The sequence below is a fragment of the Xinfangfangia pollutisoli genome (genome assembly GCF_020179405.1).
Lineage (GTDB): Bacteria > Pseudomonadota > Alphaproteobacteria > Rhodobacterales > Rhodobacteraceae > Pseudogemmobacter > Pseudogemmobacter pollutisoli.
In genome coordinates this window covers 1-6,685 of record NZ_JAICBZ010000132.1, presented here as the reverse complement: position 1 = coordinate 6,685, position 6,685 = coordinate 1, and the positions used below count along the sequence as shown (strand labels likewise).

The 6,685-nt window shown below is 67.0% G+C and carries 8 protein-coding genes; 6 read left to right on the top strand and 2 right to left on the bottom strand.

The window, feature by feature from the left end; genetic code table 11:
- A partial coding sequence (fliK, locus tag K1Y73_RS20935) for a flagellar hook-length control protein FliK (protein ID WP_225030301.1) occupies positions 1 to 562 on the top strand: 562 nt, incomplete at its 5' end.
- 7 nt (positions 563 to 569) lie between these two features.
- On the top strand, positions 570 to 1,268 hold the full coding sequence (locus K1Y73_RS20930; protein WP_225030300.1) for a flagellar hook capping FlgD N-terminal domain-containing protein: 699 nt from the start codon (positions 570 to 572) through the stop codon (positions 1,266 to 1,268).
- Here the strand turns inward: K1Y73_RS20930 and ubiB are convergent, their stop codons facing one another.
- Positions 1,269 to 2,807, bottom strand: coding sequence for a 2-polyprenylphenol 6-hydroxylase (gene ubiB / locus K1Y73_RS20925; protein ID WP_225030299.1), 1,539 nt, complete (start codon positions 2,805 to 2,807; stop codon positions 1,269 to 1,271).
- Entirely contained in the window at positions 2,808 to 3,560 is a 753-nt protein-coding gene (gene ubiE, locus K1Y73_RS20920; protein WP_225030298.1) for a bifunctional demethylmenaquinone methyltransferase/2-methoxy-6-polyprenyl-1,4-benzoquinol methylase UbiE, read from the bottom strand.
- 157 nt (positions 3,561 to 3,717) lie between these two features.
- On the opposite strand from ubiE, the gene mutM reads away from it, so the two are divergent.
- The 4 genes from mutM to K1Y73_RS20900 all read left to right on the top strand — a co-directional run.
- Positions 3,718 to 4,569, top strand: coding sequence for a bifunctional DNA-formamidopyrimidine glycosylase/DNA-(apurinic or apyrimidinic site) lyase (gene mutM / locus K1Y73_RS20915; protein ID WP_225030297.1), 852 nt, complete (start codon positions 3,718 to 3,720; stop codon positions 4,567 to 4,569).
- 54 nt (positions 4,570 to 4,623) lie between these two features.
- Positions 4,624 to 5,400, top strand: coding sequence for an enoyl-CoA hydratase (locus K1Y73_RS20910; RefSeq protein ID WP_225030296.1), 777 nt, complete (start codon positions 4,624 to 4,626; stop codon positions 5,398 to 5,400).
- Positions 5,401 to 5,574: 174 nt separating this feature from the next.
- Positions 5,575 to 5,847: a 30S ribosomal protein S20 gene (gene rpsT / locus K1Y73_RS20905; protein ID WP_225030294.1), complete on the top strand. Its 273-nt coding sequence runs from the start codon at positions 5,575 to 5,577 to the stop codon at positions 5,845 to 5,847.
- Between the two features lie 529 nt (positions 5,848 to 6,376).
- A partial coding sequence (locus K1Y73_RS20900) for a DnaA N-terminal domain-containing protein (protein WP_318248267.1) occupies positions 6,377 to 6,685 on the top strand: 309 nt, incomplete at its 3' end.

Genomic DNA, 6,685 nt, shown 5'->3' with positions numbered 1-6,685 from the left:
GCCGCTGCCCCCCCTGCGGCCGGCCGTGTCGAAAACCGGCCAGGCGGCCGCCGACCCCTTGCCTGCCGCGGCGGCGCCGCACTCCGGCGACCCGCCGCCCGTACCGCCCGCGCCCGCTGCGCCTGCAGGCCCCAGCCCGCATGTCAGACCGGCCGAGCCGGCGGCGGCGGCGGTCCTGCCGCAACTCGTCGAGGCGACGGTGGTTGCCAAGCCCGGCGTCACCGAACTGCGCCTGTCGCCCGAAGAACTGGGCGCGGTGCGCATCGACCTTCGGGCCGAGGGCGACCGGGTGACGCTGGCGATCAGCGCCGAGCGGCAGGATACGCTGGACCTGATGCGCCGCCATGCCGACCGGCTGGCCGGCGATCTGCGCGCGGCGGGGTTTTCGCAGCTGGATCTGTCCTTCGGCCGCTGGTCGGGCGAGGGCCAGAAGGGACAGCCGACCCCGCCGCCCCTTGCTTCGCCCATGCCGGGGCATGGCGATCCGGCCCTGCTTGCATCCCCTTCCCCCCTCCTTCGCCCGCTTCCCCCCCTGCCCGGCGGGCTTTACCTTCGGATCTGAGGCCAGAATGGATATCCAGACCCCTTCCGCAGCGTCTTCTTCCTCGGGCTCTTCCGGGTCTTCGGGATCGTCCGGCTCTTCCGGGTCCTCCGGATCGGCCGGCAGATCCGGGCTGACATCGGATTTCACCACTTTCCTGAAGATGCTGACCACGCAGCTGACCAACCAGGACCCGATGAACCCGATCGAATCCACCGATTTCGCCGTGCAGCTGGCCACGTTTTCCGGGGTCGAGCAGCAGGTACAGGCCAATCAGATGCTGGGCACGATCGCAACGCAGCTGTCGATCATGGGCATGTCGCAGCTGGCCGGCTGGGTCGGGCAAGAGGGGCGGGCGCCGGCCGATGTCTGGTTCTCGGGCACGCCGGTCGAACTGGCGCCGAACCCCGCCGACACGGCCGATGCGACAGTGCTGGTCGTGCGGGATGCCGAGGGCAATCTCGTCTCGCGCGAGACGATTCCGGTCTCGACGGAAAGCTACATGTGGCTGGGCGCCGATGCCGAGGGCGATCCCCTGCCCGAGGGGCGCTATACGCTGACCCTGGAAAGCAGCCGCAACGGCGAGGTGATCAGCGAGGACCCGGTCGAATATTACAGCCGCATCACCGAGGCGCGGGGGGTCGATGGCAATGTGGTGCTGGTCTTCCAGGGCGGGATCGAGGTGCCGGCGACGGCGATCACCGCCCTGCGCACCCCGACGGAATGATCAGTCGAACAGCAGCCAGCCCAAGGCCAGGCCGGCGGCGAACAGCGCCGCCCCCGCCAGCAGCCAAAGAACGCGGTTGCGCGGCGATTGCGCCGGGCGTTGCGGCACATCGGGGTTGCCGGCCCGGATCAGCGCCGCTTCGGCCAGGGCCGGCAGTTTCGGCCCGAACCGCGCCAGAACCCGCGCCGTCCGCGCCAGATCGCGCATCACCGCGACCGGCCCCACCTGACTGCGGATATATTGTTCAACCACCGGGCGGGCGACTTCCCACATGTTCAGATGCGGGTCCAGGCTGCGGGCCACGCCTTCCACAACCACCATGGTGCGCTGCAGAAGGATCAGCTCGGTGCGGGTTTCCATGCCGAAACGTTCGGTCACTTCGAACAGATAGGCCAGAAGCCGCGCCATCGAGATCCGGCTGGCCTCCATCCCGAAGATCGGCTCGCCCACCGCGCGCAGGGCCCGGGCGAAGTCGTCGATGTCGCGGTCGGCCGGCACATAGCCCGCCTCGAAATGCACCTCGGCGACGCGGCGGTAATCCTTGCGGATGAAGCCCATCAGGATTTCGGCATAGACGCGGCGGGTATATTCGTCGATCCGGCCCATGATGCCGAAATCATAGGTGATCAGGCTGCCATCGGCGGCAACCTTCAGGTTGCCCTGATGCATGTCGCCGTGGAAAAAGCCGTCGCGCAGCGCATGGCTGAGGAACAGCGTCAGCACCCGGTGGCCCAGCGCCACCCGGTCGATCCCCGCCGCCTCGATCGCGGCAATGTCGTTCAGCCCGATCCCCTCGGCCCAGCCGATGGTCAACACGCTGCGCCCCGACAGGGCCCAGACCGGGCGCGGCACCACAAGGCCTTCATCACGTTCGGTATTGGCGGCGAATTCCGCCGCGGCCGCGCATTCCAGCCGCAGGTCCAATTCGCCCAGCACCACGCCTTCGAAATGCGCGATCACATCGACCGGGCGCAGCCGGCGCGAGAAGGGGGCCAGGATCTCGATCCAGCGGGCGGCGAAATAGAAGGCGTCGATATCCTTGCGGAAGGCGCGTTCGATCTGCGGGCGCAGCACCTTGACCGCCACCGCCTCGCCCGTATCGGCCAGATGCGCCTTGTGGACCTGCGCGATCGAGGCCGCGGCGACCGGGTCCGAGAAGCTGGAGAACAGCGTTTCGACCGGGGCGCCCAGCTCGGCCGCGACCATGCGCTTGGCGATCTCGGTCGGGAAGGGCGGCAGCTTGTCCTGCAGGACTTTCAGCTGCTCGGACAGATCATGACCGACGATATCGGGGCGGGTGGAGAGAATCTGGCCGAACTTGATATAGGCCGGGCCCAGCGCGGTGATGGCGCGGGTGACCGGCGGCAGGGCCGGGTCGCCCTTCAGCCCCAGCCATTTGAACGGCCAGCCCAGGATGCGCGCCGCCACGCGCACCGGGGGCGGCGCATCCATCGCCTCAAGCACCACGCCGATCGCGCCGGTGCGCTCCAGCGTGGCCAGGGTGCGGACCAGCCGCCAGATGTTATGGGGCCCGCGCACCTAGATTTTCCAGCCCGAATGCAGGGCGGCGACGCCCAGGGTGAGGTTGCGATAGCTGACCTGGCCGAAACCCGCGCTGCGGATCATGGCGGCGAAGCTTTCCTGATCGGGGAAGCGGCGGATCGATTCCACCAGATATTGGTAACTGTCGCGGTCGCCCGTCACCGCCTTGCCCATGTCCGGAATGACGTTGAAGGAATACAGGTCATAGGCCTTCTGCATCATGTCGTTCGGGATGTGCGAGAATTCCAGCACCATCAGCCGCCCGCCGGGGCGCAGCACGCGATAGGCCTCGGTCAGGGCATCGGCGATGCGGGTGACGTTCCGGATGCCGAAGGAAATCGTATAGACGTCAAAGCTGTTGGCGGCGAAGGGCAGGGCCATCGCATCGCCCACCACCCAATCCAGGCTTTCGGCCAGCTTGCCGGCCTCGGCCCGCTTGCGGCCTTCGACCAGCATCGCCTCGGTCATGTCACAGACCACCGCGCTGGCGCCGGGCGCGCGTTTCAGAAAGCGGAAGGACACATCGCCCGTGCCGCCCGCCACATCCAGCAGCCGCTGGCCGGCGCGCGGGGCCAACCAGTCCATCATCGCGTCTTTCCACAGCCGATGCACGCCGCCCGACATCAGGTCGTTCATCAGATCGTATTTCGAGGCGACCGAGGAGAAGACCCCATGCACCATGCCGGCCTTTTCCGATTCCGGCACGTCGCGAAAGCCGAAATGCGTGGTCTTGTCCTGATCGTCCGTCATGGCGCGTCCTCGCCCGAAACTGCCGTCCGGCAGCGATATAGCGCCCGGCGCGGGGCAAGGGAAACCGCAAACTGTCGCGGCGCGGCGGGGTGGGCGGGATGCCTGTCGCGCGCGCGCAGGCTTTGCTAGAAGCGGGCAGCCGCCTGCGAGAGATGTGATGCCCGAACTTCCCGAAGTCGAAACCGTTCGCCGCGGCCTGGCCCCGGTGCTGGAAGGCCGGCGGATCGCCCGCGCGCAGGTGAACCGCCCCGATCTGCGCTGGCCCCTGCCCGAGCGGATGGCCGAAAGGCTGACCGGCGCGCAGGTGCTGGCGCTGCGGCGGCGGTCGAAATACATCCTGGCCGATCTGTCCACCGCCGAGACGCTGCTGATCCATCTGGGCATGTCGGGGCGGATGCTGATTTCGGGCGCGATGCTGGGCAGCTTTCACCACGACCACCCCGCGCCGCAGAAGCATGACCATGTGGTGCTGGAAATCGAGGGCGGCGCCCGGGTCACCTTCAACGATGCCCGCCGCTTCGGCGCGATGGACCTGATGCCCACCGCCACGGCCGAGGCGCATCCCTTGCTGGCCAAGCTGGGGCCGGAACCCCTGGGCAATGCCTTTGACGAGGCCTTCCTGACCGCGGCCCTGGCCGGGCGGCGCATGCCGGTGAAGGCCGCCCTGCTGGACCAGCATCTGGTGGCGGGCCTGGGCAATATCTATGTCTGCGAGGTGCTGCACCGGGCCGGCATCGCCCCGCAGCGTCTGGCGGGCGATCTGACCGCGGCGCAAGCGGCGGGGCTGGTGCCGGTGATCCGTAGCGTGCTGGACGAGGCGATCGCGGCCGGGGGATCCTCGCTGAAGGATTACCGGCAGGCGGATGGCGAATTGGGCTATTTCCAGCACAATTTCCGCGTCTATGACCGCGAGGGCCAGCCCTGCGCCACCCCCGGCTGCAGGGGCACCGTGGCGCGGATCGTGCAATCGGGCCGGTCCAGCTTCTACTGCCCCGCCTGCCAGCGCTGACTTGCCTTCCCCGGCGGGGCTGGTAGGAGTCGGGAAACTCTTCGGGAGAGGCGCATGGCCTACGAGACCCTGATCGTCGAGATCGAGGATTACACCACGCTGATCCGGCTGAACCGGCCCGACGCGTTGAACGCGCTGAACACCAAGCTGATGCGCGAACTGGCCGATGCGGTGACCGCGGCCGACAAGAATGACAAGGTGCGCTGCATCGTCATCACCGGCTCGGAAAAGGCGTTTGCCGCCGGGGCGGATGTGAAGGAAATGGCCGAGAAGGGCTTTGCCGATGTCTTTTTCGACAATCTCTTCGGGGCCGAAACCGAAGCGCTGATGCGCGTCAGGAAGCCGATGATCGCGGCGGTGTCGGGCTATTGCCTGGGCGGCGGTTGCGAATTGGCGATGATGTGCGATTTCATCCTGGCCGCCGAAACGGCCAAGTTCGGCCAGCCCGAGATCAATCTGGGCATCTGCGCCGGCATGGGCGGCACCCAGCGGCTGGCGCGCTTCGTCGGCAAGTCCAAGGCGATGGACATGAACCTGACCGGCCGCTTCATGGAAGCCGCCGAGGCCGAGCGCTGCGGCCTGGTCAGCCGGGTCTTCCCGGCGAAATCGCTGGTCGAAGAGGCGCTGAAGATCGCCCAGAAGATCGCCGAGAAATCGGCGCTGACCACGATGCTGGTGAAAGAGGCGGTGAACCGCGCCCAGGAAACCACCCTGGCCGAGGGGCTTTTGTTCGAGCGCCGGATGTTCCACGCGGCTTTCGCCACCGAAGACCAGAAGGAAGGCATGGCCGCCTTCCTGGAAAAGCGCCAGCCGCAGTTCCGCGACCGCTGAACGCCACGCAAGGCCCGGATCGGCGGATTCGGGCTTTCCTTTCGGGCCGGCCTGACGTATAGGGCCGCCCACATGCGCGTGGGCCCGCTATAGGCGTGATGATTCCGTCCCCAGAGGCGGAGCCTTCGGGATTTTCGTGCAACCAGAACAGAAAACCGAAGGATCACGACCCAGATGGCCAATACCGAACAGTCCAAGAAGCGCGCCCGCCAGTCCGAAGCCCGCTATGCCGTGAACAAGGCGCGCCGTTCGCGCATCCGCACCTTTCTGCGCAAGGTCGAAGAGGCGATCGCCTCCGGCGACCAGGCCGCTGCCGCCGATGCGCTGAAGGCCGCCCAGCCGGAACTGGCCCGTGGCGTGACCAAGGGCGTCCTGCACAAGAACACCGTCTCGCGCAAGATCTCGCGCCTGTCGTCGCGCGTGAAGGGCCTGGGCGCAAAAGCCTGATATCCCAGAATAATCTTTCGCCGACTCACCCGCTGATCGGACGACTGGTTAATGAAAATGCTTTTCGGGCGTCGCGTCTGCGGCGCCCGTTTTGCTGTCTGCAAGGCAGGCCGTCGCGGTGACGTTGCGAAATTGTCAAATCTGCCGGATTCGCTTGGGCCGGGTTCCTGTCAAGCGCGTTGTTCGGTTGCGGACGGGTTGAGGGGCTTGGTACCTTCTCTCTGCGATTCACTTCGTCTTGGGGGACACTGTGATCGCGGGCCATGATCGACAAGGCAAAGACCGGGCTGCCAACCGGACCGAAGGGATCATGGGCTGCGATCGGAACAAGCGTCATTCGCGTTTCGGCGTGAAGACTGTCTGCTTCAGCCTGCCGGGCCAGTTTGCTCGGCGGCTCTGTTGTTTGCTCAGGTAGGCGTGTGCCCCGCGAAGGCGACCTGTCCGGTCCTTTCGCGCGCGGCAAAGATCGTGGTGTGTTTGTAGGCTGCCGCGCGTTCGTGCGGCGGGGGCGCATAGCAGGCTGGGTAGAATGACAAACGAAACTTGGGGGCAGATTCGCGAAGGGCTGATCGGCCGGGTTGGCAAGAACAATTACACGACCTGGATCGAACCCCTGAAACTGTCCCAGCTGCGCAACGGGGTTGCGCGGTTCGAAGTGCCGACCTCGTTCCATGGGGACTGGGTCCAACGCAATTATGCCGACCACATCCGCAGCCAGCTGCTGACCTCGGGCGCCGAAGTCGACCGGGTGGAATTCGCCGTCGGCCGTCCGGCCGAAGCCGCGGCCGCGCGCCGCGCCGCTGCGCCCGCTGCGGGGCCGCCTGCGGAGCGGCGCCCC

Coding starts and splice junctions, on each gene's coding strand:
- rpsT (WP_225030294.1), top strand. CDS start 5,575: ATGGCCAATACCGAACAGTCCAAGAAGCGCGCCCGCCAGTCCGAAGCC.
- K1Y73_RS20930 (WP_225030300.1), top strand. CDS start 570: ATGGATATCCAGACCCCTTCCGCAGCGTCTTCTTCCTCGGGCTCTTCC.
- K1Y73_RS20910 (WP_225030296.1), top strand. CDS start 4,624: ATGGCCTACGAGACCCTGATCGTCGAGATCGAGGATTACACCACGCTG.
- ubiE (WP_225030298.1), bottom strand. CDS start 3,560: ATGACGGACGATCAGGACAAGACCACGCATTTCGGCTTTCGCGACGTG.
- mutM (WP_225030297.1), top strand. CDS start 3,718: ATGCCCGAACTTCCCGAAGTCGAAACCGTTCGCCGCGGCCTGGCCCCG.